Raw genomic sequence first — 23,908 nt, 5'->3', positions numbered from 1 at the left:
TTACAGCTTGCCGTAACTATGCAGCCCGGAGAGGAACATATTGACGCCGAGGAAGGCAAAGGTGGTCACCAGCAGACCCGTCAGCGCCCACCACGCGGCAACCGCGCCACGCAGCCCCTTCATCAACCGCATGTGCAGCCAGGCGGCGTAATTCAGCCAGACGATCAGCGCCCACGTTTCCTTGGGGTCCCAGCTCCAGTAGCCGCCCCACGCCTGTGCGGCCCACAGCGCGCCGAGAATCGTCGCAATGGTGAAGAACGCGAAACCGACCGCGATCGACTTGTACATCAGGTCGTCGAGCACCTCGAGTTGCGGCAGACGGTCGACCAGCATGCCGTGCTCTTTCACCAGATACGCCACGCCGACCATCGCCGACAGCGCGAAACTGCCGTAGCCAATGAAGTTCGCCGGCACGTGGATCTTCATCCACCAGCTTTGCAGCGCCGGAACGAGCGGCTGGATCTGCTGCGCGTCGCGCGAGATCGAATACCACATCAGGAAACCGACGGCGGCGCTGATCACCAGCAGCACGAACGCACCGAGCGCACGGGTGTTGTAGTGCTGCTCGTAGTAAAGATAGAACAGCGAGGTGATCAAGCAGAACAGCACGAACACTTCATACAGGTTCGAAATGGGAATGTGGCCGACGTCCGCACCAATCAGGTACGACTCGTACCAGCGCACCATCAGGCCGACGAAGCCCATCAGCACCGCGGCCCACGTCATCTTCGAGCCGATCGCGGCGCCGGTAGGCGAGCGCGACAGCAGGCTGATCCAGTAGAACAGCGTGGAGAGGACGAAGAGCGCGCTCATCCACAGGATTGCAGACTGGCTCGAGAGGAAATACTTGAGGAAGAACGCGCTATCTGCGCGCGCCAGATCACCCTGATAAATCTGGATGGCGAAGAGCGACAGCAACGCAATACCCGCAATCAGCAGACGCACCGGCTTCCAGCGCCACCCGAGCGTGACGAACACCGGCACCGCGCACACCAGCACCAGTTTGTCGTAGTAATTCATGAACGGGTGATAGCGCCACAGCGCGAAACCCGCCCCCGCGACCATTGCTAGCGCGAATAGCCAGTCGAACAGACCGAGGCGTTTCAGAAATGGGCGTTCGTCGAAGAGCGCCGGATGCGGCGCGGCAGCGGCTGACGCATTCGCGGCCGGCGTATTGCCGCGCGACGGTGATGAGGAAACCTGAGTCAAGTCCATGATCTTACCGGGTCGAATCTTGTGAGCCTGCGGACGGTGCAGCAGATGACGCGCCGGCATGGTCGGCGGCGTCTACGGGCCGGGCACCCAGCGCGGCGCCCACCGCGTCGCGCGTTTGCGTGAACTCCTTGTCGAAGTCGAACGTCTTGCGCGCGCTCGACATTGCCATCACGACGTTGCTCCCGCGATCAGTATCTTTGATCCAGAACCAGAGGCGCCGTTCGCGAACGTAGAACATCGAAAAGATGCCCAATACGAGGAGCAGGCTGCCAAGATACACGACTTTTTTGCCCGGCGCGCGCGTCAACTGAAATACCGAAGCTTGCACCTGCTTGAATGAGTCGAGCTGCAAATAGACCGGAGAACCATACAAAAAGCTGTCAGATATCGCATTGATCGAGCTTTGGATGAACTGGCTGGTCTCGGGCGTGGGCACCGCGTCGGGCTCGCCGGCCTGTTCCCGGGCTTCCTGCCACAAGTCCCAGGTGGCGCCTTCCAGCATGCGCAACAGCAGCCCAGCGGCCTTTTCCTGCTCGCCCTTTGGCACGGAGCGGTCAATAAAGGCGGCGATGGCCTGGAAGCCACCAATGTTTCCGCCGCCCTGCACCATACCCACACTGCTGTCCGCGCCGGCAAAGAGGGTCAGCACGCGCAGTGCGCTTTCTTCCAGATGTTGTTGCAGATCGGCGCTGGAAGCCGGCACCGAGCGCTGGGCGAAGCGATGCGCGGCAGCGGCACGCATGGCCGGATTTTCGAGGATGGCCCGCAGGTTCATCCATTCGTTGACCGTGCCGCCCTGATCGGCGGGGATGCGCAGATAGCGGAACGGGTCGTCCGGATTGACGCGCATGCCGGCGAGGAACATCTTCTCGCCGCCTACGTCCACCGGCAGCATGTAGTTGTTGTACTCGCGCGCCTGGCCGTCCTTGTCGCGTACCTTGTACTGAACCGAAGGGCCGACGTTATGGAGGTCCAGCGGCTTCGAGCTCTTGGCGCCGGAGCCAAGGCGCTCGTCGAAGGCCTGCTTGAGCGTCTGATGCGCGACACCGCGCGCGTCGTTCGCACCGCTGCCGTTCGAGATGTTTTCGACGTTGATGGCGCGGAAATCGGCGAATTCGATGGTCTGCCCGTCCGCGCCGGGAACCGCTTTGCCCAATGGCGTGTTGTTGCCGATGGTGCCGCTGAACGGCGCACTTTTTGCGCTGGTTCCCGTCATCGGGAAAGCGGTCATCTGCATCTGCGAGCCGCCGTCCTGGAAGCTGGACTGATAGATCGAGACGCCGTCGTACTCGAACGGCTTGTTCACCTCGACCCGCGCCGGAACCCGCGCGCCCGTCTTGTGATCGATCACGACGATGTCGCTTGCGAACAGCTTCGGCATGCCGGTCGAGTAGTAGTCAACGATGAACTTGTTCAACTGGATCGAGAACGGCAGATCCTGGATCAACGAGCCGCTCGGCTGATTCAGGATGGCCGTCGAGACATGCTCGCCCTCCGGCACCCAGGCATAACCACGGAAGGTCGGATTCGACTCGGAGAGACGATGGTCGGGCGAGATGTCGCTGATCATGGCGCCGCTGTTGATCGGCGTCTTGTTGAACATCCACATCTGCAGCTTGATGGGCAGATTGCTGTCGAGCAGGCCGCCCAGACAGATGATCACGATGGCCAGGTGAGCGGAGATGTAGCCGAGTTTGGTCAGGGCGCCACGTTTGGCAGCGATCAGCGTCGCGCCATTCGACTCACGCGTCACGAACTTGTAGCCGAGCCGGCCCGAAAGTTTCGCGAGCGTTGCCGCCGCCTCCGCGCGCGTGCCGTGCACCGCGAACTCACCCTTGTGATGGAAGGCGCGCAAGCTGGATTCGCGGACCTTGTCCTTCCAGCTCTTCATGTCGGCGATCATCTTCGGCGCGTTGCGGATCACGCACAGCGACACCGACACCATCAGGAAGCCGAGGATCAACATGAACCACCACGCGCTATACACCGTGTAGAGGCTTAGCGAGCGGAAGATGTCGGCCCAGAAGGGGCCGAACTGGTTGACGTAGTTGGGATACGGGTCGTCCTGCGTGAGGACCGTACCAATGATGCTGGCAATGGCCAGGACCACCAGCAGCGAGATGGCAAAGCGCATCGAGCTCAGCAATTCGATGCTGCGACGCATGGGCCGTTGACCCGACTTCACTTCGATTTCCGACGTGGTGACGCTCATTCACACTCCGACTGAACAGCAAAAAAGGGTGAACGGTCGTCGCAAACGTTCGAAGCGCGCGACGCCATCACCCTTTTCTTGTTTTTCACCGGCCTCGTCGGACCGGTTGCACTTGCAAGCGGACTTCTTAATGCAAGCCCGCGATGTAATCGGCCACAGCCTTGATTTCACTGTCCGACAGGCGCGACGCGATGGTATGCATGACGTCGCTATTGTTGCGTGCGCCCGGACCTTGCGTGAACGCATCAAGCTGCGCCACGGTGTATTCCGCCCATTGCCCCGAAAGACGCGGGTACTGAACCGGGATACCCTGGCCAGTCGGCCCGTGGCAACTCGCACACGCCGGCACAGAACGTTCGACCACGCCACCGCGATAGATCTTCTCACCTAGCGCGACGGTGCTCTTGTTATGTGCGTAACCGGGCTTCGGGGTTTGCGCCGCGAAATACGCGGCTACGTTGACCATGTCCTGATTGGACAGCGCCGCCGCCATGCCGGCCATGATCGCATTATTGCGCGCGGGCTGCTTCGCGCCGGGCTGCGTTTTGAAATCCATCAACTGCTTGACGAGGTACTCGGGATGCTGGCCCGCCAGCTTGGGATACGCCCCGCCAGCGCTATTGCCGTCTGCCCCGTGACATGACGCGCAAACCTGCGCCGCAATGGCTTGCCCCCGATTGACGTCCGGTTTTGCCGGATCTGCTGCACGCGCCTGAACTGCTAAACCTGAAAGACTTGCCGCTACTTGAAACACCATCAGAGCTTTGCACAGTCGATTCATTCGCACACCCTGTTTCGTCTTGTGGGAATTAGAGGTTCTGCAAAATACGACGGCGACCGATTTACCGCTGAGGCCCGCGCGCTGGCCCCTCAGGTCTTCAGTAAACCATCGTATTGTACAATAACTCGCTAATCGCTTAGGCGCCAGTCGGGCTTGACCCGTCCCCAGCCCGGGTTCCCCGGCGTCTCACATTCTGGTTCCTCCATGTCCTTCCTGCTCCACCAAGCCCGCTTTTTCACGACCGTCAATCACCTGCGTGATCTGCCGGCTACCCCGCAACCCGAAATCGCGTTTGCCGGGCGCTCGAATGCGGGCAAATCCACGGCGATCAATCTGCTCTGCAATCAGAAGCGGCTGGCATTTGCCAGTAAGACGCCGGGCCGTACGCAGCACATCAATTACTTCTCGGTCGGGCCGGCCGCGGAGCCCGTCGCCCATCTGGTCGACCTGCCCGGTTACGGCTACGCGGAAGTGCCGGGGGCGGCCAAGGCACATTGGGAAGCGCTGCTGTCGAGTTATCTGCAATCGCGCTCGCAATTGCGCGGCATGATCCTGATGATGGATTCGCGCCGGCCGCTGACGGACCTGGACCGCTTGATGATCGAGTGGTTTGCGCCGACCGGAAAGCCGATCCACACCTTGCTGACCAAATGCGACAAATTGACGCGGCAAGAGAGTATTAACGCGCTGCGTGCAACGCAGAAGGGGCTGGCCGAATATCGCGCCGGTGGCTACCAGGGCGAACTCACTGTGCAGCTATTTTCGGCACTCAAGCGGATCGGGCTGGACGAGGCCCACGAGCTAATCGAAAGCTGGCTGATTCCAGATACCGCAGGCGATCCGGCCAGCGCGGAATGAGAATCTAGGGCGCTTGAGGCTGCGTGCAAAACCTTCCCGGCCCCATTTTCGATCGCCCATAAAAAAACCCGCCGCTACAGACGGCGGGCCAAACAGCCTAATCGAAAAAAACGACAGGCACCCGCTCAGGGAGGAGAAGCGGGGAGGTCAGCGCTACGCGCCTTGCTCGAACGGTATGATATACCATTGTCCTGAAAAGAGTTTTTGACAGGAGGAGGCAGGCGCATTTTGTCCTCTCCACGAATTTCACGACATCCAATATGAGCTTCTATCCGCACTACCGTCCGCGCCGCATGCGCCGTGACGACTTCTCGCGCCGCCTCATGCGCGAAAACCTCCTCACCACCAATGACCTGATCTACCCGGTCTTCGTCATCGAAGGTACGAATGTTCGGCAAGCCGTGCCGTCCATGCCGGGTGTCGAACGCGTTTCGGTCGATCTGCTGATGGGCGTGGCCGAGCAATGCGTCGCACTGGGCGTCCCGGTGCTGTCGTTGTTCCCGGTGATCGAACCGTCGCTGAAAACGCCCGACGGTCGCGAGGCGACCAACGAAGCAGGCTTGATTCCACGTGCCGTGCGCGAATTGAAGAAGCACTTCCCGGAACTGGGTGTGCTCACCGACGTCGCGCTCGACCCCTACACGAGCCACGGCCAGGACGGCGTGCTCGATGAGGCCGGCTATGTCATCAACGATGAAACTGTCGAGATTCTCGTCGAGCAGGCGCGTGCGCAGGCCGAAGCGGGTGTCGATATCGTGGCACCGTCGGACATGATGGACGGTCGCATCGGCGCGATCCGCGAGATGCTCGAAAGCGAAAATCACATCCACACGCGCATCATGGCGTACGCGGCCAAGTTCGCCTCGGCCTTCTACGGTCCCTTCCGCGATGCCGTGGGTTCAGCGGCGAACCTCGGCAAGGGCAACAAGATGACCTATCAGATCGACCCGTCGAACTCCGATGAAGCGCTGCGCGAAGTACGTGCGGACATCGAGGAAGGCGCGGACATGGTGATGGTCAAGCCCGGCATGCCGTACCTCGATATCGTGCGGCGCGTGAAAGACGAGTTCCGTTTTCCGACCTACGTGTATCAGGTGAGCGGCGAATACGCGATGCTGAAGGCGGCCGCCCAAAACGGCTGGCTGGATCACGACAAGGTGATGATGGAGTCGTTGCTGGCGTTCAAGCGCGCCGGAGCTGACGGTGTGCTGACCTACTTCGCACTGGACGCAGCGCGGATTCTCCGCGCGCAAAAGTGACGGCGTGAGGCGGCTCGGATGGGCAAGCTGGACTTGATGCTTGCCGTCTGACGCGGTTGGGTTTTCGGCCTGCCTTGTCGCTGCGCTGGTGTTTGCTTACTTTACTGGCTTTGCGGGATCGAAACGGAGGCGCATCCAACCGGTGCGCCTCCATTTTTTATGATTGCGGCGGCGCGCCCACGCGCTCGAGGCTGTGCAGGAACGTGTCAGCCGACTCGTAGCCCACCACGCGCAACACTTCCGCGCCGCTCTGATTGAAGAAAATGATGCCCGGCGGCCCGAACAGGTTGAAACGCTTCAGCAGCGCCTGATCATCGGGGTTGTTTGCCGTCACATCCGCACGCAGAAGATTCAGCTGCTGAAGGCGAGCGTGCACCCGCGGATCGCTGAAGGTGAATTTCTCCATTTCCTTGCAGCTCACGCACCAATCCGCGTAGAAATCCAGCATGGCGGGTTGGGTAGCCGTTTTTACTGCCTGGTCGAGTTGCTCGGATGAGCGCACCGGGGCGAAGGCGAGGTCATTCGCCCCGCCGGACTTCGAGGCGCTCGCCACGTTCGACGCCTCCGCGGCGCCCCCTCGTGCGGCCAGAACGGCCAGTGGTTTCAAGGGATCCGTAGAGCCAGCGGCAAGACCCACCAGCAGCACGGCCGCCCAGATCGTCAGCGCGACGGCGAGGCCCCGGCCCAGTCGCCGCCAGATCGAGCCCGGCAAGCCCGCTGCGGCCGGCGAAAACAGCCCCAGCGCCGCCGCCGCGACCAGCAGCCATAACGTGCTGAGCAGCATCTGCGCAGCCCCGCCAAGGACCGGCCAGACGATCCACAGCGCAGCCGCCAGCAGCACCACGCCAAAGAAAACCTTCACGCCGTCCATCCAGGCGCCCGCGCGCGGCAGCAGCGTTCCCGCGCCGAGCCCGATGATGAGCAGCGGAACGCCGAGGCCAATCCCCATCGAGAAAAGGGCGACGCCACCCAGCACCGCGTTTCCCGTATGAGCGACGAACGCCAGGATGGCAAAAAGCGGCGCGGTCATGCACGCGCCGACGACCAGCGCCGACAGCGCGCCCATCAACGCGACCGCGGCAAACTTACCGCCTGAATGCCCCTGCGATGCGCGCTGCGCGCCGTCTTGCCAGCGCTGCGGCAACGCGATGTCGTAACCGGCGATCAACGTCGCGGCAAAGGCCGTCAACAGTATCCCGAATGCGCCCAATACCCACGGGTTCTGCAGCCAGGCGCCGAGACTCTGGCCTATTAACGCGGCGGCGATCCCCAGCACCGTGTAGACCAACGCCATGCCCAACACATAAGCCAGTGACAGCGTGAAGCCCCGGCCCCGCGTCACTTTCGCGCCCTCGCCGATGATGATCGCGGACAGGATAGGAATCATCGGATACGAACACGGCAGCAGGCTCAAGACGGCGCCTGCGACGAAGAACAGGCCAATCACGGTGAGAAAACTGCCGCCCTGCAACAGCGACTGCGCATAGTCTGCGCTGGTCGTGCGGTCGTACCAGGAACCTGTGGTCGCCCCGCTCGGGTCAGCCGCCGTCTGCCCGACGCCTGCCGCGTTTCCACCGGCGGCTGCAGCGTGGAGTGCAGCACCCTCCACGTGATAGACACGCTCCATGGGCGGATAGCAGATGCCGGCGTCAGCGCAGCCTTGCGAGGTGACAGCAAGGTCGAAGGGCCCCGACGCCTGTTTCACCGGGATGCGGATGGTCAACTCGTTGCGGTACGTCTCGACGTTCTTGTTGAACGTCTGGTCGAACTTGACGTGTCCAGCGGGCAACTGCGGATCGCCAATCGTCACCGTGCCATTGCGGGTCGCAAAGGAGAAGCGCTCGCGGTACATGTAGTAGCCGTCCGCGATCTTGTAGTGAACGAGCACCTCGCCGGGCTGCTCGGTCGCGCTGAATTTGAAGGCCACCGCGGGATCGAGGAACTCGTCGTCCGCTCGCGCAGCGCCACCTCCGGCACAAAGCAGCAATACGACCAAAGATGAAAGCAGGAGAACAACAGCGCGCAGCATGACCTTCGGCTGTCGATAGAGACCGTTAAACATGAAGGGGACGTTGAGTTTCAGCGATGACCCATTGGCCGTACGCCGCAGAAGCGGTTGCTTGCCATGAGAGGATTTCGGGGGTGTCGTAAGGATGATGCGTCTGGATGAACTGCTCGAGTTCTTGCGCGCGGGCGACGCTCGTTTTGAACAGAAGCTGAATCTCGTCCGCCGTTTCGAGCTTACCTTGCCAGTGGTAATTCGAGTGCACCGAGCCCTGCTGGCTGACGCATGCGGCAAGACGGGCATCCAGGACCTGGGCCGCCAGTTTTTCGGCGATGACCGAGTCGGGGACAGTCGTCAGCATCAGGATTACGTTCGCACTCACAGACAGCTCCGGCAAGTCAGGAAAGGCCTCTCGCTATCGTATCACTGGGCTTGATTGGTCGCCGAGGTGAGGGGCAGGATTGCGGGCGTGCCTTCTGGTTTAGTCGGCGTTTGGCTGGGCTGCGCTTCCGCGCTAGTTGTCGTCGCGATGTCGTTGCGATGTCGTCGCGATCGCAGCATGGCCGCCTCGGGCGCGTGTGGGTCCGTAGCCTCGGTCCGGCGCCCACAAACAAAAAGGCCAGGCATTTGCCTGGCCTTTTCGCCGATGCGTGAAGGGAGCTTATTCCGCTTCTTGCACTTCCGTTTCTTCGACTTCCGGACGGTCCATCAATTCGACCAGTGCCATCGGTGCGTTGTCGCCGACGCGGAAACCGAACTTCAGGATACGCAGGTAGCCACCCGGACGGTTTGCGAAGCGCGGGCCCAGCACGTCGAACAGCTTCGAGACCGAGTCACGATCGCGCAGGCGGTTGAACGCCAGACGACGATTTGCCAGCGACGGCTTCTTGCCGAGCGTGATCAGCGGCTCGACGACTTTACGGAGTTCCTTCGCCTTCGGCAGCGTCGTCTTGATGACTTCGTGCTCGATCAACGAGTTGGACATGTTACGGAGCATTGCCAAACGGTGGCTGCTCGTGCGGTTCAGTTTCCGCAGACCATGACGGTGACGCATGTTAATTCCTTCGTTTCAAAGTTTTGGTCCAGCTCTTCTATCGCGCTCGACGAACCGCTAGGTCGCAAGTGCACGGGCCGGTAGTTAAAAAAGGCAAGACGCGGATTTTAAAGGAAAATCCGCGTCTTGACCAGTGAAGCAGCGGGTGACTTTCGTCCCGGATGACTTCTCGAGTTACTTATCCAGCCCTGCGGGCGGCCAGTTTTCGAGCTTCATGCCGAGCGTCAGACCACGCGACGCCAATACTTCCTTGATTTCGTTCAACGACTTGCGACCCAGATTCGGAGTCTTCAGCAATTCGTTTTCGGTACGCTGGATCAGGTCGCCGATGTAGTAAATGTTCTCAGCCTTCAGGCAGTTCGCGGAACGAACCGTGAGTTCGAGATCATCCACCGGACGCAGCAGGATCGGATCGATCTGCGGCGCACGCGACGGTGCTTCAGCCGTTGCTTCCGTGCCTTCCAGAGCAGCGAACACCGACAGTTGATCAACCAGAATGCGCGCCGATTGACGGATCGCTTCTTCCGGCGAAATCACACCGTTGGTTTCGATGTTCATGACGAGCTTGTCGAGGTCGGTACGCTGTTCGACACGCGCGCTTTCTACGGCGTAGCTCACGCGGCGAACCGGCGAGAACGACGCGTCCAGCACGATACGGCCGATGATCTTGGCCGACTCTTCGCCATAGCGACGCACGTTACCCGGCACATAACCACGGCCCTTTTCGACCTTGATCTGCACGTCGAGCTTGCCGCCCTTCGACAGGTGAGCAATGACGTGATCGGGGTTGATCACTTCGCAATCGTGGGCGAGTTCGATGTCGCCAGCGGTCACAACGCCTTCGCCTTCCTTGCGCAGCGTAACCGTCACTTCATCACGGTTATGCAGCTTGAACACCACGCCTTTCAGGTTCAACAACAGGTTAACCACATCCTCTTGCACACCGTCAAGCGTCGAGTATTCGTGAACGACGCCTGCAATCGTCACTTCGGTCGGCGCGTAGCCCACCATCGACGACAGCAGCACGCGCCGAAGCGCGTTACCCAAGGTGTGGCCGTAACCGCGTTCAAACGGTTCCATGACCACTTTCGCATGGCTCTCACCAAGCGATTCAACTGCGATGATCTTGGGCTTCAACAAACTGGTTTGCATAGGTTTTCCTTTTCAATACCCTCGGCTCGTTACACCGATAAGGCTGACCGGTAACAACCTGAAAATAAACAGCCGAGGCGCCCCCTTGCGCGACGCAATCAGGGTACCCCGGCCGTTAATCCGATTACCGCGAATACAATTCGACGATCAGGCTTTCGTTGATGTCGCCAGCGATGTCGCTGCGTTCCGGCTTTTGCTTGAACGTACCTTCGAACTTCTTCGAATCGACAGAAACCCAGCTTGCCAAACCGCCTTGCTCAGCCAGCGACAGGGCTTCGACGATACGCGCCTGCTTCTTCGACTGTTCACGCACGGCAACGACGTCACCTGCCTTCACTTGCATCGACGGGATGTTCGACACCACGCCGTTGACCATGATCGCCTTGTGGCTGACGAGCTGACGCGCTTCAGCGCGCGTCGAGCCGAAGCCCATGCGGTACACGACGTTGTCGAGACGCGACTCGAGCAATTGCAGCAGGTTTTCACCCGTGTTGCCCTTGAGGCGGTCGGCTTCAGCGAAGTAGCGACGGAACTGGCGCTCGAGCACACCGTAGATGCGCTTCACTTTTTGCTTTTCGCGCAGCTGCGTACCGTAGTCGGACGTACGGGCACCCGAGGTGCGGCCATGTTGGCCGGGCTTGCTGTCAAGCTTGCACTTGTCAGCGAGCGAACGACGGGCGCTCTTCAGGAAGAGGTCAGTGCCTTCACGGCGGGACAGCTTGGCCTTAGGGCCGATATAACGTGCCACGTTGATTCCTTCTATGATTGATCACGCGAACTCGCGTTCACGCTAGTCCGAACCCTTTGGGTCGAACGGTGGGCTTAGTCAATTCAATAACGCAAGCAGCCCGCTGTCGCCGGCACACAACCCGGCGGCAACAGGCGCAAGCGAGAGCGCGTCTTAGATACGACGACGCTTCGGCGGACGGCAGCCGTTGTGCGGGACCGGCGTCACGTCGGAGATCGCGGTGATCTTGATACCAAGACCATGCAACGCGCGCACCGCGGACTCACGGCCAGGACCGGGGCCCTTGATCCGCACTTCGAGGTTCTTCACGCCGTATTCCATCGCCACGCGGCCAGCCGATTCGGCTGCGACCTGAGCTGCAAACGGGGTCGATTTACGCGAACCCTTGAAGCCCTGACCACCCGACGTTGCCCAGGCAAGTGCATTGCCTTGACGATCGGTGATCGTGATGATGGTGTTGTTGAACGACGCGTGAACGTGAACCACGCCCTCGGCGACGTTCTTCTTGACCTTCTTGCGAACGCGTTGCGCCGCGGAGTTGTTCGAAGCCTTAGCCATTACGTTTTCCTGTAACTGTCAGTTCCGCTTACTTCTTCAGCGATTGCGCTGCACGACGCGGACCCTTGCGCGTACGGGCATTCGTACGCGTACGTTGGCCACGCAGGGGCAAGCCCTTACGGTGACGCACGCCACGATAGCAGCCGAGATCCATCAGGCGCTTGATGTTCATCGTTGTTTCACGGCGAAGATCGCCTTCAACGATGAACTTGCCGACTTCTTCACGCAGCTTTTCGAGGTCTGCGTCGTTCAGGTCTTTGACCTTCTTCGAAAATGCCACACCAGCAGCGACGCAAATGTCGCGCGAGCGCGTGCGGCCAATACCGTAAATCGCCGTCAGGCCAATTTCGGTATGCTGGTGATTCGGGATGTTAACCCCTGCGATACGAGCCATTGTTTTTCCTCAAACAAAAAGCGCAAGCAAAAGCGCGGCGTTCAGCCTTGACGCTGTTTGTGGCGCGGATCAGAGCTGCAAATCACGCGCACAACGCCTTTGCGCTTGATGATCTTGCAATTGCGGCAAATGCGCTTAACCGATGCCATCACTTTCATGATATTACCCTTTTTTCAAATCACTTCGCCCGGAACACGATCCGCGCACGCGACAGATCGTAAGGCGTCAATTCAACCGTCACCTTGTCGCCCGGCAGGATTCGGATGTAATGCATCCGCATCTTGCCGGATATGTGTCCCAATACGACATGGCCGTTTTCCAGCTTCACCCTGAAGGTAGCATTAGGCAGGTTTTCGATGACTTCACCCTGCATCTGGATCACATCGTCTTTGGCCATAAGTCCTTTCAACGCATCGGGACGCCGCCGCCTTTGAAATTGGCTTTCTTCAGCAGCGATTCATACTGTTGCGACATAACGTACGACTGCACCTGTGCCATGAAGTCCATTGTGACGACGACAATGATCAGCAGCGACGTTCCACCAAAATAAAACGGCACGTTCCAGCGCAGCACCAGGAATTCGGGTAGCAAGCAAACAAACACGATGTAGATCGCACCGGCCAGCGTCAGACGCGTGAGGATGCGGTCGATATATCGAGCCGTCTGGTCGCCCGGGCGGATGCCTGGGACGAAAGCGCCACTCTTCTTCAGGTTGTCGGCCGTCTCCCTGCTGTTGAACACCAACGCGGTGTAGAAGAAGCAGAAGAAGACGATCGCCAACGCGTACAACAACACATACACCGGTTGACCAGGCTTGAGGGCCTCGGCCACGTTGTGCAGCGTGTCTGCGAACCAGCTGTTACGCGACCCCGAACTGAACCAGTTCAGGATAGTTGCCGGGAAGAGAATGATCGACGATGCAAAGATCGGCGGAATCACACCCGACATATTCAACTTCAGCGGCAGATGCGACGACTGCCCGCCGTAAATCTTGTTACCAACCTGCCGCTTCGCGTAGTTCACGAGGATCTTGCGCTGGCCGCGTTCGATGAACACCACCAGGTAAGTCACAGCAGCAATCAGTGCAACCACGATAATCGCCGAGACGGGACCCATTGAGCCGGTGCGAACCAGTTCGAAGAGACCGCCGATTGCATTCGGGAAACCCGCTGCAATCCCGCCGAAAATAATGATCGAGATACCGTTGCCGAGCCCGCGTTCCGTGATCTGCTCACCCAGCCACATCAGGAACATCGTGCCGGTCACCAGCGTAACGACTGTTGTCAGCCGGAACACCATACCCGGATCGATCACCAGAGCCGGCTGATTCTCAAGCGCGACGGCGATGCCGAATGCCTGGAACGTTGCCAGCAGGACCGTGAAGATACGCGTGTACTGCGTAATCTTCCGTTGCCCCGCCTGCCCTTCTTTTTTCAGCGCTTCCATCTGCGGCGAGACGATCGCCAGCAGCTGCATGATGATCGATGCCGAAATATAAGGCATGATCCCAAGCGCGAAAATCGTGAACCGCGAGAGCGCGCCGCCCGAGAACATGTTGAACATGCCAAGGATGCCGCCCGACTGGCTTTGGAACAGCTTTGCCAGCTGGTCCGGATCAATACCCGGAACCGGAATGTGCGCGCCGATACGATAGACGACCAACGCCAGCAGCAGGAACACTGCCCGCCGACGCAGATCGCCAAACTTCGCCGCGCTGCGACCGGGTTTTGCGAGACTCGGACTGTTAGCCAAGTACCTTCTCCGATGCAAATGCTAGTGACGGCAATCGACTTGCGCGTTACTCGGCAAAGGAGCCGCCAGCTGCTTCAATCGCAGCGCGCGCACCCTTCGTCGCACCCAGACCCTTCACAACGATCTTGCGCTTCAGCTCGCCCGTCGCGATGATCTTGGCGCTCTTGATCAGCTCGCCAACCAGGCCAGCTTGCTTCAGAGCCAGCAGATCGATTTCGTCGACCGGCAGCTTTTCCAAATCCGACAGACGCACTTCACCAACGAATTCCTTCGTCAGCGAGGTGAAGCCACGCTTCGGCAGACGACGTTGCAGCGGCATTTGACCGCCTTCGAAGCCCACCTTGTGGAAGCCGCCCGAACGCGACTTCTGACCCTTGTGACCGCGGCCAGCCGTCTTGCCGAGACCCGAACCGATACCACGACCCACGCGGCGCTTTGCGTGCTTCGAGCCTTCGGCCGGCTTCAGGTTATTCAATTCCATTTTCAACTCCTTGAGTCCGGGGTCAGCCGCTTAGCTGATGACCTTAACGAGGTACGAAACCTTGTTGATCATGCCGCGCACAGCCGGCGTGTCCTGCAACTCGCTAACCGAGTTGAGTCGACGCAGGCCCAAGCCACGCACCGTAGCGCGGTGCGTTTCGCGGGTCCCGATCAGGCTCTTGACGAGCTGAACCTTGACAGTTTTATCAGACATGGTGTCCACCTTTAGCCCAGAATTTCTTCGACGGACTTGCCACGCTTCGCCGCGATGTCGCCCGGCGTGGACTGCTTGCGCAGGCCGTCGAGCGTTGCACGAACGAGGTTGTACGGGTTCGTCGAACCGTGGCTCTTGGCCACCACATTCTGCACGCCCATCACGTCGAACACTGCGCGCATCGGGCCGCCAGCGATCACGCCGGTACCGTCCTTCGCCGGGGCGAGGAGGACCATCGATGCGCCGTGCTTACCGTGCACTTCGTGTTGCAGCGTACCGTTCTTGAGCGGCACCTTGAACATGTTGCGGCGGGCTTGTTCCATCGCCTTCTGAACAGCGACCGGCACTTCCTTCGCCTTGCCCTTGCCCATACCGACGCGGCCATCACCGTCGCCAACCACGGTCAGTGCGGCAAAACCGAGAATCCGGCCGCCCTTCACAACCTTGGTCACGCGGTTGACCGAAATCATCTTTTCGCGCAGGCCGTCGTCGCGTTCGTCAGCCTGAACTTTCGCTTGCATCTTTGCCATGACGAATTCTTCCCTTAGAACTTGAGTCCGGCTTCGCGCGCCGCATCAGCCAGCGCTTTCACGCGGCCGTGGTAACGGAAACCCGAACGGTCGAAGGCGACGGATTCGATGCCGGCAGCCTTAGCCTTTTCTGCAATGCGCTTGCCGATCAACGTAGCAGCGGCGACGTTGCCGCCCTTGCCAGTCTGGTCAGCCAATTGAGCACGCACTTCGGCTTCGAGCGTCGACGCGCTGGCGAGCACCTTGGTGCCGCACGGCGAGAACACTTGCGCGTAGATGTGCGTGTTCGTGCGATGCACGGCGAGACGCGCGACCTGCAGCTCAGCGATCTTGACACGCGTCTGACGAGCGCGGCGCAGGCGAGATTGAGTCTTATCCATGATTGCGCACCCTTACTTCTTCTTCGTTTCTTTGAGGATCACAACCTCATTGGCGTAACGCACACCCTTGCCCTTGTAGGGCTCCGGCGGGCGATAGCCGCGCACTTCTGCAGCGACCTGGCCAACTTGTTGTTTATTGATCCCCTTGATCACGATTTCGGTTTGCGTCGGGGTTTCAGCCTTGACGCCTTCCGGCATCTGGTGCACCACCGGGTGCGAGAAACCCAGCGACAGATTCAGCTTGTCGCCTTGCGCCTGTGCGCGGTAACCGACGCCAACCAGCGTCAGCTTGCGCTCGAAACCCTTCGTCACGCCGTTCACCATGTTCGCAACGAGTGCGCGCATCGTGCCCGACATCGCGTTCGCTTCGCGGCTTTCGTCAACCGGCTCGAACTTCAGCGTGCCGTTGTCGTTCACCACTTTCACGAGGCGGTTTGCAGCTTGCGAAATCGTGCCCAGCGGACCCTTGACGGTAATGCGTTCGTCGCTCAGGGCCACTTCTGCGCCTTGCAGCGCGATCGGGCTTTTACCTACTCGAGACATGTTTCTCTCCTTTCGGCCTTAAGCGACGTAGCAGATGACTTCGCCGCCAACGCCCGTAGCGCGCGCCTTGCGGTCCGTCATCACGCCCTTCGGCGTCGACACGATTGCCACGCCGAGGCCATTCATGACCACGGGGATGTCGTTACGGCCGCGGTACACACGCAGACCAGGCTTCGAAACGCGTTCAATGCGCTCGATCACCGGACGGCCAGCGTAGTACTTCAACACGATGTTCAATTCCGACTTCGCACCTTCGGACTTCACTGCGAAATCATCGATATAGCCTTCGTCCTTGAGGACTTGCGCGATCGCAACCTTCACTTTCGACGAGGGCATTTGCACCGAAACCTTCTCAACCATCTGCGCATTGCGGATGCGAGTCAGCATATCGGCGATAGGATCACTCATGCTCATTTACGTTTCTCCTATTACCAGCTCGCCTTGGTCAGGCCAGGGATCTCGCCGCGGAACGCGATTTCGCGAATCTTGTTACGCGCCAGCCCGAATTTACGGAACGTGCCGCGCGGGCGACCGGTAATTGCGCAACGATTGCGCTTACGAGTCGGGTTAGAGTTGCGCGGCAGTTGTTGCAGTTCGAGACGGGCTGCGTAGTGCTCTTCGTCCGACTTGCTCATATCGCCAATGATCGCCTTCAACTCGTTACGCTTGGGAGCGTACTTTGCAGCGAGGCGAGCACGCTTCTTTTCACGTTCGATCAGTGCCAGTTTAGCCACGGTAACCTCAGTTTCTGAACGGGAACTTGAAGCTGGCGAGCAGAGCCTTTGCTTCGTCGTCGGTCTTCGCAGTCGTCGTGATGCTGATGTTCAGCCCACGCAGTGCGTCGATCTTGTCGTAGTCGATTTCGGGGAAAATGATCTGCTCTTTCACACCGATGTTGTAGTTGCCGCGACCATCGAACGCACGACCTGACACGCCACGGAAGTCGCGCACACGGGGGAGCGCAACCGTCACGAAACGGTCCAGAAATTCGTACATTGCCTGACCACGCAGCGTGACCATTGCACCGATCGGATAGCCCTGACGGATCTTGAAGCCAGCGATTGCCTTGCGTGCCTTCGTGATCACAGGCTTCTGGCCAGCAATCTTCGTCAGGTCGCCAACGGCGTTTTCGATGATCTTCTTGTCAGCAACCGCTTCGCCAAGGCCCATGTTCAGGGTGATCTTGGTGATGCGCGGCACTTCCATCACGGACTTGTAACCGAACTTTTCAATAAGGCCGGGTACAACCTTTTCTTTGTAAAACTCTTGCAAACGAGCCATTTTTTTACTCCGCAGCGTCAGGCGCTCAGCTCGGCACCGGTCGTTTTAAGGAAACGGACTTTCTTGTCTCCTTCGACCTTGATGCCTACACGCGATGCCTTGCCATTCGCGTCGACCAATGCGACGTTCGAAATTTGCAGCGGCATCGTCTTGGCTTCCACGCCGCCCGTCGTACCCTTCATCGGGTTCGGCTTGACATGCTTCTTGACGAGGTTGATACCCTCGACCGTCACATGGCTCTCGCCAACGGACAGCACGATGCCGCGCTTGCCCTTGTCCTTGCCGGTGATGACGATAACTTCGTCACCTTTGCGAATCTTGTTCATCGCGACTCCTTACAGCACTTCAGGTGCCAGCGAAACGATCTTCATGAATCGTTCGCTACGCAACTCGCGCGTGACAGGCCCGAAGATACGGGTGCCAATAGGTTCGAGCTTGGCATTCAACAACACGGCGGCGTTGCCATCGAACTTGATCAGCGAGCCGTCTTGACGGCGCACACCCTTGGCGGTGCGAACCACCACGGCGTTATAGATTTCGCCTTTCTTCACGCGCCCGCGCGGCGTTGCTTCTTTGACGGTCACCTTGATGATGTCGCCAATGCTGGCATAACGACGCTTCGAGCCGCCGAGCACCTTGATGCACATGACTTCACGCGCACCCGTGTTGTCGGCCACTTCAAGCCGAGTTTCGGTCTGGATCATGGTTTATCTTTCCCAACTTAATCCGGTCACACCACCATGGCGTACCCGGTCAGTCTTGGTCCCGTCAGCCAATCGGCTGCTTGGGTATGAACAGCAGCGACGGCAAACGAAACCCGCCATCGCAATCCGGTGAATCCTTCGGATCAGACTGGCGCCTGAACCGCTTCCCCCACCAACTTCGCCCGCGACGGGGCTCCCATAAAAGAGGGAAGACCGAGATTATAACAAATAATCCCGGTCTTGCAAGCGAAACTTACTGCGATTTCAATTACTTCTACAACTTTGCGCGTCAGATGACGCGAGCAGCCTCGACCAGGCGAGCCACAACCCAAGCTTTCGTCTTCGAAATCGGACGCGTTTCCTGGATTTCAACGAGGTCGCCCTCGTTGTACGTGTTCGCATCGTCGTGCGCGTGGTACTTCTTCGAACGCACAACGTACTTGCCGTAGATCGGGTGCTTCACGCGGTGCTCGACCAGCACGGTGACCGTCTTGTCCATCTTGTTGCTGACGACCTTGCCGACCAGCGTCCGCTTAAGCGAGGTTTTTACGCTATCGTTCATTTCTGGTTCGCCTTCTCAGTCAGGACGGTCCGCACACGTGCGATGTCGCGACGGACCTTCTTCAGCTGGCTCGTGTTCGTGAGCTGCTGGGTCGCGAGTTGCATGCGCAGGCCGAATTGCGCCTTCAACAGGTCCGACAGCTCCTTGTTGAGCGCGGCCTGATCTTTCTGGTGAAGTTCGGAAGCCTTCATCATTTGCTCCTTAGGCGCCGAGCTGGCGGACGATAACGGTCGTCTTGAGCGGCAGCTTCGCTGCAGCCAGACGGAACGCTTCGCGTGCCAGTTCTTCGGTTACGCCGTCCATTTCGTACAGCATCTTGCCCGGTTGAATCTCTGCGACGTAGTACTCAGGGTTACCTTTACCGTTACCCATACGTACTTCAGCCGGCTTGTGCGAGATCGGCTTGTCCGGGAAGATGCGGATCCAGATACGGCCACCACGCTTGATGTGACGGGTCATTGCACGACGCGCCGCTTCAATCTGGCGCGCGGTCAAACGACCACGACCGATAGCCTTCAGACCATATTCACCGAACGACACTGCGTTGCCGCGAGTGGCGATACCGGTGTTACGACCCTTCTGCTCTTTGCGATACTTTCTGCGTTTCGGTTGCAGCATCGTTATTCTCCAGTCTTCCCGTCACCGCCGGCACCGCCAGCACGACGGGGGGCGCCACGGCGTGCACCTGCCGGACCACCACCTTCACCATCGCGACGCGGACGGCGATCGCCACCCGGGCGTGCGTTACGGCGCGGACGCTTTTCTTCGGCGACTTCTTCCACCACCGGTGCGTCGTTGCGGCCGAGCGTGTCGCCCTTGTAGACCCACACCTTCACGCCGATGATGCCGTACGTCGTCTTCGCTTCCGAAGTTGCGTAGTCGATGTCAGCGCGCAGCGTGTGAAGGGGCACGCGACCTTCGCGATACCACTCCGTACGGGCGATTTCGATACCGTTCAGACGGCCAGCGCTCATGATCTTGATGCCTTGAGCACCCAGACGCATGGCGTTTTGCATCGCACGCTTCATCGCGCGGCGGAACATAATCCGGCGCTCGAGCTGTTGCGTGATCGAATCGGCGATCAGTTGCGCATCGGTTTCCGGCTTGCGGATTTCTTCGATGTTGACGTGAACCGGAACACCCATACGCTTCTGGAGTTCCGACTTCAACAGTTCGATATCCTCACCCTTCTTGCCGATGACCACACCCGGACGCGAGCTATAAATCGTGATGCGCGCGTTCTTCGCCGGACGCTCGATAACGACGCGACCAACCGAAGCGTTCTTCAGCTTCTTCTTCAGGTACTCACGTACACCGATGTCTTCCTGCAACATCGCCGCGAAATTGTTGTTGTTCGCGTACCAACGCGACGCCCAATTGCGGCTGACGGCCAAACGGAAGCCAGTCGGATGAATTTTCTGTCCCATCGTATGACCCCTTAATTCCCGACCGTCACAGTGATGTGACAGGATTGCTTCTCGATGCGGTTACCGCGGCCTTTAGCGCGCGCGGTGAAACGCTTGAGCGACGCAGCCTTGTCGATGTAGATGCTCGTGATCTTGAGCTCATCGATATCGGCGCCTTCGTTATGCTCCGCATTCGCGATCGCCGACAGCACGACCTTTTTCACGATTCCCGCAGCCTTCTTCGGCGAGAACGTCAGAACGTTCAGCGCCTTGTCGACCGGCAAACCGCGGATCTGGTCAGCCACAAGGCGCGTTTTCTGCGCCGAGATGCGGGCACCGCGATGAATTGCTTTCACTTCCATCATGAGCCCCTTATTTCTTAGCCTTCTTGTCGGCTGCGTGACCCTTGAACGTACGGGTCAATGCAAACTCGCCAAGCTTGTGGCCGACCATGTTTTCCGAGATGTACACCGGAACGTGTTGACGGCCGTTGTGCACGGCAATCGTCAGACCGATGAAATCCGGCAGGATCGTCGAACGACGCGACCAGGTTTTGATCGGCTTCTTATCCCGCGAAGCTGCAGCCGCCTCAACTTTCTTCAGCAAATGGGCGTCGCAGAACGGACCTTTTTTTACAGAACGTGCCATTGCCTACTCCTTAACGCTTGTGACGGCGCTGGACGATCATGCTCGTCGTGCGCTTGTTGCTGCGGGTACGATAACCCTTCGTCGGCGTGCCCCACGGGCTCACCGGATCGCGACCTGCAGCCGTCTTGCCTTCACCACCACCGTGCGGGTGATCGACCGGGTTCATTGCAACGCCACGCACCGTCGGGCGGATACCGCGCCAGCGGTTTGCGCCAGCCTTACCGATTTGACGGAGGCTATGCTCTTCGTTGCCAACTTCACCAATCGTCGCGCGGCATTCAACGTGAACGCGGCGGATTTCACCAGAGCGCAGGCGGACCTGAGCGTAGATGCCTTCACGAGCCAGCAGCATCGCCGACGTACCAGCCGAACGCGCCATCTGCGCGCCCTTGCCCGGCAGCATTTCGATGCAGTGAATCGTCGTACCAACCGGAATGTTGCGGATCGGCAGCGTGTTGCCTGCGCGGATCGGAGCTTCCGAACCCGACATCAGTTGCTGGCCAACCGTCACACCCTTCGGCGCGATGATGTACTTGCGCTCGCCGTCTGCGTACAGAACCAGCGCGATGTTCGCGCTACGGTTCGGATCGTACTCAAGACGTTCGACCTTTGCCGGAATGCCGTCCTTGTTGCGACGGAAATCGACGACACGGTAATGATGCTTATGACCACCGCCCTTATGGCGCGTGGTGATGTGGCCGTTGTTGTTACGGCCGGCGGTCGAGGATTGCGAGTCGAGCAGCGGTGCGAACGGCTTGCCCTTGTGCAGATCCTTGTTGACCACCTTGACCATCGCGCGGCGACCCGGCGAAGTCGGCTTAACTTTAACGATTGCCATGATTACTTGGCCTCCGCTTCAAAGTTGATTTCCTGACCGGGCTTCAGGCAGACGTAGGCCTTCTTCACGTCCTTGCGCTTGCCCATGAAGCGGCCAAAGCGCTTGGCTTTGCCCTTCGAGACCAGCACGTTGACGGAATCGACTTCCACCTTGAACATCAGCTCAACAGCGGCCTTCACTTCCTGCTTCGTAGCATCGGGCGCGACTTCGAACACAACTTGCTCGTTCTTGTCGGCCACCAGCGTCGCCTTTTCGGAGATCACCGGCGCGAGCAGGACCTGCATCAAACGATGATCGTTCTTGCGAATCTCGCTCATGACAGCAACTCCTCGATCTGGGCGACCGCAGCCTTCGTGATCAGGATCTTCTTGAAGTAGATCAGCGACAGCGGGTCGGCGTAACGCGGCTCGACAACTGCCACATGGGCGAGGTTGCGCGACGCGAGGTACAGGTTTTCGTCAACCGTGTCGGTAATCACCAGCACGGATTCGAGACCCATCGCCTTGAATTTTTCGGCCAGCAGCTTCGTCTTCGGCGCTTCGAGCGTCAGCTCGTCGACCACCGAGATGCGGCCTTCGCGAGCCAGCTGCGAGAAGATCGAGCAGAGACCTGCGCGATGCATCTTCTTGTTAACCTTGTGCGAAAAGTTTTCTTCCGGCGAATTCGGGAAGATACGGCCACCGCCGCGCCACAACGGGCTCGACGACATACCAGCACGGGCGCGACCCGTACCCTTTTGACGCCACGGCTTCTTGGTCGTGTGCTTGACTTGCTCACGGTCCTTCTGCGCGCGGTTACCGCTGCGGGCGTTAGCCTGGTAGGCCACCACAACCTGGTGAATCAGGGCTTCGTTGTAATCACGGCCGAACACGACGTCCGACGCGCTCACAGCTGCGCCTTCCTGACCATTGGCATTCAGGAGCTTAAGTTCCATTATTTCGCTCCTTTCACGGCGCGCGTCTTCACGGCCGGCGTCACGAAAACCTTGCCGCCCTTAGCACCCGGCACGGCACCCTTGACCAGCAACAGCTTGCGGTCGGCGTCGATACGAGCGATTTCGAGGTTTTGCACGGTTACCGTATCGTCACCCATGTGACCGGTCATGCGCTTACCCGGGAAAACACGACCCGGATCCTGCGCCATACCGATCGAACCCGGCACGTTGTGCGAGCGCGAGTTACCGTGCGATGCACGGCCGGATGCGAAGTTGTAACGCTTGATGGTACCGGCGTAGCCCTTACCGATCGACACGCCTTGCACGTCGACCTTCTGGCCTACTTCGAAGAGATCGGGACCGACCACGGTGCCGTTCGACAGCTCGGCAGCCTTAGCGGCGTCAATCTTGAATTCTTTGAGGACTTCACCGGCTTGAACGCCGGCTTTGGCGAGATGACCTGCCAACGGCTTCGTCACGCGCGATGCACGGCGCGTACCGAATGCAACCTGAACGGCCGTGTAGCCATCGGTTTCCACAGTCTTGATCTGCGTCACGCGGTTGTCGGACACGTCCAGAACGGTGACGGGAATCGAATCCCCTTCAGCCGTAAAGATACGGGTCATGCCAACCTTGCGACCTACGAGTCCAAGGCTCATCGTTTTCTCCATTCCCGACTGCGATTGGTCGGGGCTAATTTACAAAATGCCGGCGATTTTCAGTCTGAAGCAAGCCGACTTTTTTGCGCAAATGCGCGAAAAGCCCACTATTATAGCGAGGCTTTCCGTTTTCCGCAAGCAATCAATGACTTAGCGATGCCACGCACACCGGGCATCGCCTGAGAGCCTTATTGCAGCTTGATTTCCACGTCCACACCAGCCGGCAGATCAAGCTTCATCAGTGCGTCGACGGTCTTGTCCGTCGGATCAACGATGTCCATCAGGCGTTGGTGGGTACGGATTTCGAGCTGGTCGCGCGACGTCTTGTTGACGTGCGGCGAGCGCAGGATGTCGAAACGTTGGATGCGGGTCGGCAGCGGCACCGGACCACGAACGATTGCGCCAGTCCGCTTTGCCGTATCAACGATTTCAGCTGCCGATTGATCGATCAAACGGTAGTCGAAAGCCTTCAGGCGAATGCGGATTTTCTGGTTTTGCATGACAATTCCTTGGAAAGAGCGAGGCGGTCTTGCACCGCCAGATAGAAAAAGAACGTAGGGCCAGACGCTCGCGGGAGCGGGCGCCCGGCCCCGGGCACCTTTACTGCAAATTACTGCAACCGCAAACCCTCGATTTTACTCGAGAATCTTTGCAACGACACCGGCGCCGACAGTACGGCCACCTTCACGGATGGCGAAGCGCAGGCCTTCTTCCATCGCGATCGGGTTGATCAGCTTCACC

The 23,908-nt window shown here is 59.3% G+C and carries 36 protein-coding genes and 1 pseudogene; 2 read left to right on the top strand and 35 right to left on the bottom strand.

Features of this window, described 5'->3' with window-relative positions; translation table 11 throughout:
• From ccsB to D0B32_RS30360, 3 genes are all read right to left on the bottom strand, one after another.
• A complete protein-coding gene (gene ccsB, locus D0B32_RS30370) occupies positions 1-1,215 on the bottom strand; it encodes a c-type cytochrome biogenesis protein CcsB (protein ID WP_117338133.1) in 1,215 nt (404 codons plus the stop codon).
• 4 nt (positions 1,216-1,219) lie between these two features.
• Positions 1,220-3,427, bottom strand: coding sequence for a cytochrome c biogenesis protein ResB (locus tag D0B32_RS30365; RefSeq protein WP_117338021.1), 2,208 nt, complete (start codon positions 3,425-3,427; stop codon positions 1,220-1,222).
• Between the two features lie 127 nt (positions 3,428-3,554).
• Positions 3,555-4,208, bottom strand: coding sequence for a cytochrome c (locus tag D0B32_RS30360; RefSeq protein WP_117338020.1), 654 nt, complete (start codon positions 4,206-4,208; stop codon positions 3,555-3,557).
• A gap of 204 nt (positions 4,209-4,412) precedes the next feature.
• Between D0B32_RS30360 and yihA the strand changes: the two genes are divergently transcribed.
• Together yihA and hemB are read left to right on the top strand one after the other, a co-directional pair.
• On the top strand, positions 4,413-5,066 hold the full coding sequence (yihA, locus tag D0B32_RS30355) for a ribosome biogenesis GTP-binding protein YihA/YsxC (protein WP_117338019.1): 654 nt from the start codon (positions 4,413-4,415) through the stop codon (positions 5,064-5,066).
• 260 nt (positions 5,067-5,326) lie between these two features.
• A complete protein-coding gene (hemB, locus tag D0B32_RS30350) occupies positions 5,327-6,325 on the top strand; it encodes a porphobilinogen synthase (protein WP_117338018.1) in 999 nt (332 codons plus the stop codon).
• 157 nt (positions 6,326-6,482) lie between these two features.
• On the opposite strand, the gene dsbD is transcribed toward hemB, so the two are convergent.
• The 32 genes and pseudogenes from dsbD to D0B32_RS30190 form a co-directional block, all read right to left on the bottom strand.
• Complete coding sequence (dsbD, locus tag D0B32_RS30345) at positions 6,483-8,387, bottom strand: protein-disulfide reductase DsbD (protein ID WP_117338017.1); 1,905 nt, start codon at positions 8,385-8,387, stop codon at positions 6,483-6,485.
• Positions 8,380-8,691 (bottom strand): divalent-cation tolerance protein CutA, encoded by a 312-nt coding sequence (gene cutA / locus D0B32_RS30340; RefSeq protein ID WP_181969962.1) that lies wholly within the window; start codon positions 8,689-8,691, stop codon positions 8,380-8,382. Before cutA ends, dsbD begins: the two co-directional genes overlap by 8 nt.
• Before the next feature lie 300 nt (positions 8,692-8,991).
• Positions 8,992-9,384, bottom strand: coding sequence for a 50S ribosomal protein L17 (rplQ, locus tag D0B32_RS30335; RefSeq protein ID WP_117338015.1), 393 nt, complete (start codon positions 9,382-9,384; stop codon positions 8,992-8,994).
• Between the two features lie 174 nt (positions 9,385-9,558).
• Positions 9,559-10,536 carry a DNA-directed RNA polymerase subunit alpha gene (locus tag D0B32_RS30330; RefSeq protein WP_028199575.1) on the bottom strand — a complete coding sequence of 326 codons (978 nt, stop codon included), beginning with the start codon at positions 10,534-10,536 and terminating at the stop codon, positions 9,559-9,561.
• 124 nt (positions 10,537-10,660) lie between these two features.
• Positions 10,661-11,284, bottom strand: a complete 624-nt coding sequence (gene rpsD, locus D0B32_RS30325; protein WP_117338014.1) for a 30S ribosomal protein S4 — start codon at positions 11,282-11,284, stop codon at positions 10,661-10,663.
• 153 nt (positions 11,285-11,437) lie between these two features.
• Positions 11,438-11,842, bottom strand: a complete 405-nt coding sequence (gene rpsK / locus D0B32_RS30320; RefSeq protein WP_006052224.1) for a 30S ribosomal protein S11 — start codon at positions 11,840-11,842, stop codon at positions 11,438-11,440.
• A 28-nt stretch (positions 11,843-11,870) separates the two neighbouring features.
• Positions 11,871-12,236, bottom strand: a complete 366-nt coding sequence (gene rpsM / locus D0B32_RS30315) for a 30S ribosomal protein S13 (RefSeq protein ID WP_006052223.1) — start codon at positions 12,234-12,236, stop codon at positions 11,871-11,873.
• 41 nt (positions 12,237-12,277) lie between these two features.
• Complete coding sequence (gene rpmJ / locus D0B32_RS30310) at positions 12,278-12,394, bottom strand: 50S ribosomal protein L36 (protein WP_004199844.1); 117 nt, start codon at positions 12,392-12,394, stop codon at positions 12,278-12,280.
• A 20-nt stretch (positions 12,395-12,414) separates the two neighbouring features.
• A complete protein-coding gene (infA, locus tag D0B32_RS30305; protein ID WP_004521905.1) occupies positions 12,415-12,633 on the bottom strand; it encodes a translation initiation factor IF-1 in 219 nt (72 codons plus the stop codon).
• An 8-nt stretch (positions 12,634-12,641) separates the two neighbouring features.
• Positions 12,642-13,988 carry a preprotein translocase subunit SecY gene (secY, locus tag D0B32_RS30300; RefSeq protein ID WP_117338013.1) on the bottom strand — a complete coding sequence of 449 codons (1,347 nt, stop codon included), beginning with the start codon at positions 13,986-13,988 and terminating at the stop codon, positions 12,642-12,644.
• Positions 13,989-14,034: 46 nt separating this feature from the next.
• The gene (rplO, locus tag D0B32_RS30295; protein WP_074301421.1) at positions 14,035-14,469 is read right to left on the bottom strand and encodes a 50S ribosomal protein L15; all 435 of its coding nucleotides are present in this window, start codon (positions 14,467-14,469) and stop codon (positions 14,035-14,037) included.
• Positions 14,470-14,499: 30 nt separating this feature from the next.
• Positions 14,500-14,682, bottom strand: coding sequence for a 50S ribosomal protein L30 (gene rpmD / locus D0B32_RS30290; protein WP_007180126.1), 183 nt, complete (start codon positions 14,680-14,682; stop codon positions 14,500-14,502).
• A gap of 11 nt (positions 14,683-14,693) precedes the next feature.
• Entirely contained in the window at positions 14,694-15,212 is a 519-nt protein-coding gene (rpsE, locus tag D0B32_RS30285; protein ID WP_091019634.1) for a 30S ribosomal protein S5, read from the bottom strand.
• 14 nt (positions 15,213-15,226) lie between these two features.
• Positions 15,227-15,592: a 50S ribosomal protein L18 gene (gene rplR, locus D0B32_RS30280; protein WP_027800369.1), complete on the bottom strand. Its 366-nt coding sequence runs from the start codon at positions 15,590-15,592 to the stop codon at positions 15,227-15,229.
• Between the two features lie 12 nt (positions 15,593-15,604).
• Positions 15,605-16,135 (bottom strand): 50S ribosomal protein L6, encoded by a 531-nt coding sequence (rplF, locus tag D0B32_RS30275; protein WP_117338012.1) that lies wholly within the window; start codon positions 16,133-16,135, stop codon positions 15,605-15,607.
• 18 nt (positions 16,136-16,153) lie between these two features.
• Complete coding sequence (gene rpsH / locus D0B32_RS30270; RefSeq protein ID WP_074262699.1) at positions 16,154-16,549, bottom strand: 30S ribosomal protein S8; 396 nt, start codon at positions 16,547-16,549, stop codon at positions 16,154-16,156.
• Positions 16,550-16,563: 14 nt separating this feature from the next.
• Positions 16,564-16,869 (bottom strand): 30S ribosomal protein S14, encoded by a 306-nt coding sequence (gene rpsN, locus D0B32_RS30265; protein ID WP_074262700.1) that lies wholly within the window; start codon positions 16,867-16,869, stop codon positions 16,564-16,566.
• Positions 16,870-16,876: 7 nt separating this feature from the next.
• Positions 16,877-17,416 carry a 50S ribosomal protein L5 gene (rplE, locus tag D0B32_RS30260; RefSeq protein ID WP_006052214.1) on the bottom strand — a complete coding sequence of 180 codons (540 nt, stop codon included), beginning with the start codon at positions 17,414-17,416 and terminating at the stop codon, positions 16,877-16,879.
• A 17-nt stretch (positions 17,417-17,433) separates the two neighbouring features.
• A complete protein-coding gene (gene rplX / locus D0B32_RS30255; protein ID WP_117338011.1) occupies positions 17,434-17,742 on the bottom strand; it encodes a 50S ribosomal protein L24 in 309 nt (102 codons plus the stop codon).
• A gap of 9 nt (positions 17,743-17,751) precedes the next feature.
• Positions 17,752-18,120, bottom strand: coding sequence for a 50S ribosomal protein L14 (gene rplN / locus D0B32_RS30250; RefSeq protein WP_006052212.1), 369 nt, complete (start codon positions 18,118-18,120; stop codon positions 17,752-17,754).
• Positions 18,121-18,409: 289 nt separating this feature from the next.
• Positions 18,410-18,682, bottom strand: a complete 273-nt coding sequence (gene rpsQ / locus D0B32_RS30245; RefSeq protein WP_007180129.1) for a 30S ribosomal protein S17 — start codon at positions 18,680-18,682, stop codon at positions 18,410-18,412.
• Entirely contained in the window at positions 18,679-18,873 is a 195-nt protein-coding gene (rpmC, locus tag D0B32_RS30240) for a 50S ribosomal protein L29 (RefSeq protein WP_007180130.1), read from the bottom strand. The genes rpsQ and rpmC overlap by 4 nt, the downstream gene beginning before the upstream one ends.
• 10 nt (positions 18,874-18,883) lie before the next feature.
• Entirely contained in the window at positions 18,884-19,300 is a 417-nt protein-coding gene (gene rplP, locus D0B32_RS30235; protein WP_074262702.1) for a 50S ribosomal protein L16, read from the bottom strand.
• A gap of 2 nt (positions 19,301-19,302) precedes the next feature.
• Positions 19,303-20,109 carry a 30S ribosomal protein S3 gene (gene rpsC, locus D0B32_RS30230; protein WP_074262703.1) on the bottom strand — a complete coding sequence of 269 codons (807 nt, stop codon included), beginning with the start codon at positions 20,107-20,109 and terminating at the stop codon, positions 19,303-19,305.
• Positions 20,110-20,120: 11 nt separating this feature from the next.
• On the bottom strand, positions 20,121-20,453 hold the full coding sequence (rplV, locus tag D0B32_RS30225; RefSeq protein WP_007180133.1) for a 50S ribosomal protein L22: 333 nt from the start codon (positions 20,451-20,453) through the stop codon (positions 20,121-20,123).
• 7 nt (positions 20,454-20,460) lie between these two features.
• Positions 20,461-20,736 carry a 30S ribosomal protein S19 gene (gene rpsS, locus D0B32_RS30220; RefSeq protein ID WP_004199273.1) on the bottom strand — a complete coding sequence of 92 codons (276 nt, stop codon included), beginning with the start codon at positions 20,734-20,736 and terminating at the stop codon, positions 20,461-20,463.
• Between the two features lie 10 nt (positions 20,737-20,746).
• Positions 20,747-21,574, bottom strand: coding sequence for a 50S ribosomal protein L2 (rplB, locus tag D0B32_RS30215; protein ID WP_117338010.1), 828 nt, complete (start codon positions 21,572-21,574; stop codon positions 20,747-20,749).
• A gap of 2 nt (positions 21,575-21,576) precedes the next feature.
• On the bottom strand, positions 21,577-21,891 hold the full coding sequence (gene rplW / locus D0B32_RS30210) for a 50S ribosomal protein L23 (RefSeq protein WP_074262705.1): 315 nt from the start codon (positions 21,889-21,891) through the stop codon (positions 21,577-21,579).
• Positions 21,888-22,508 (bottom strand): 50S ribosomal protein L4, encoded by a 621-nt coding sequence (rplD, locus tag D0B32_RS30205; protein ID WP_074262706.1) that lies wholly within the window; start codon positions 22,506-22,508, stop codon positions 21,888-21,890. Before rplD ends, rplW begins: the two co-directional genes overlap by 4 nt.
• On the bottom strand, positions 22,508-23,167 hold the full coding sequence (gene rplC / locus D0B32_RS30200; RefSeq protein WP_117338009.1) for a 50S ribosomal protein L3: 660 nt from the start codon (positions 23,165-23,167) through the stop codon (positions 22,508-22,510). The genes rplD and rplC overlap by 1 nt, the downstream gene beginning before the upstream one ends.
• 188 nt (positions 23,168-23,355) lie before the next feature.
• Positions 23,356-23,667, bottom strand: coding sequence for a 30S ribosomal protein S10 (gene rpsJ / locus D0B32_RS30195; RefSeq protein WP_006998489.1), 312 nt, complete (start codon positions 23,665-23,667; stop codon positions 23,356-23,358).
• A gap of 135 nt (positions 23,668-23,802) precedes the next feature.
• Positions 23,803-23,908, bottom strand: a pseudogene (locus D0B32_RS30190) (elongation factor Tu); the annotation flags it as partial.

Source organism: Paraburkholderia sp. DHOC27 (assembly GCF_003429005.1).
Taxonomy (GTDB): Bacteria; Pseudomonadota; Gammaproteobacteria; order Burkholderiales; family Burkholderiaceae; genus Paraburkholderia.
This window is presented reverse-complemented; position numbering and strand designations above follow the sequence as displayed.